Origin of the sequence: Methylobacterium sp. WL103 (assembly GCF_008039885.1) — a bacterium.
Taxonomy (GTDB): Bacteria; Pseudomonadota; Alphaproteobacteria; order Rhizobiales; family Beijerinckiaceae; genus Methylobacterium; species Methylobacterium cerastii.
Map to the genome: position 1 here is coordinate 1 of NZ_VRUX01000892.1, position 1,272 is coordinate 1,272.

Annotated in this window: 2 protein-coding genes; both read left to right on the forward strand. The window is 72.0% G+C overall.

What is annotated here, in order from left to right; translation table 11 throughout:
* Positions 1–764 (forward strand): cell division protein FtsQ/DivIB (locus FV222_RS26490; protein ID WP_246685685.1); only part of this gene is annotated, 764 nt, incomplete at its 5' end.
* A gap of 70 nt (positions 765–834) precedes the next feature.
* Positions 835–1,272, forward strand: a 438-nt coding sequence (locus tag FV222_RS26495) for a cell division protein FtsA (RefSeq protein WP_281406935.1), incomplete at its 3' end; no start/stop codon positions are given.

Here is a 1,272-nt window from a genome sequence, read left to right on the forward strand (position 1 = left end):
GCCTCAGCACGGCCTTCGGCGCGCTGGCGCTCGCCGGCTTCGTCGCCAGCGGCCGCTACGACGCCTTCGTCGCCGAGAACGGCCGCCCCTTCGACATCCTCGCGCGCATCGCCGGCTTCGGCGTCGAGCGCGTCACCATCTCGGGCATCTCCCGGATGTACGAGCGCGAGGTGCTGGCCGCCGCCGGCATCGACTGGCGCGCGTCCGTTCCCTTCCTCGACGTCGCCGAGGTGCGCGCCCGCCTGCTGCGGGTGCCGTTGATCGCCTCCGTCTCGGTGCGCAAGATCTATCCCCGCGAGATCGTCATCAACCAGGTCGAGCGCGAGCCGGCCGCCCTTTGGCAGATGAACGGCGAGATCAGCGTCATCGCCGCCGACGGTACGATCATCGATACGATGCGCGACGACCGCTATGCGACGTTGCCGCTCGTCGTCGGCGACGACGCCAACACCAAGCTCGGCGAGTATCTCGCCCTGGTCGCCGCGGCCGGCCCGCTGGCCGACCGCATCCGCGCCGGCACCTACGTCTCGGGCCGGCGCTGGACGCTGAAGCTCGACGGCGTCGACATCCGCCTGCCGGAGGTCGAGCCCGGCGCCGCGCTGGCGCGCCTCGTCGAGCTCGAGCGCGCCAACCGACTGCTGGAGAAGGACATCATCGCCGTCGACCTGCGGATGCCCGACCGGGTCGTGGTCCGCCTCACCGAGGAGGCCGCGGCCGCCCGGGCCGAGGCCTCGAAGAAGACGAAGAAGGGGACGGCGACGTGAGCCCAGCCCAGGCGCTCCTTTCGACCACCCGCCGCCCCGCCCGTTCCCCGTCTTTCGCCGGTCAGCGCTGATGCATTCCCAACACGGCCTCACGCCCCGCCTGAAACCGCTCTCGGCGCGCCGCAGCACCACGCTGTCGGTGCTCGACATCGGCACGAGCAAGGTGGTCTGCCTCATCGCCGAGCTGCAGCCGGCCGAGGCCCTTTCGACGCTGAAGGGCCGCACGCACCTCGCCCGCATCATCGGCATCGGCCACCAGCGCTCGCACGGGCTGAAGGGTGGCGCGATCGTCGATCTCGAAGCCGCCGAGGGTGCGATCCGGCAGGCGGTGCACGCCGCCGAGCGGATGGCCAAGGTCGAGGTCCAGTCGGTCATCGTCAACATGAGCGGCGGGCGCCTCGCCTCGCAGCACTTCCAGGCGCGGGTCAACGTCCGCACCGGCACGGTCACCGGCGCCGACGTGGAGCGCGTCCTCGAGGCCGCGAGCGCCCACGGCGTCAGCCCCGGC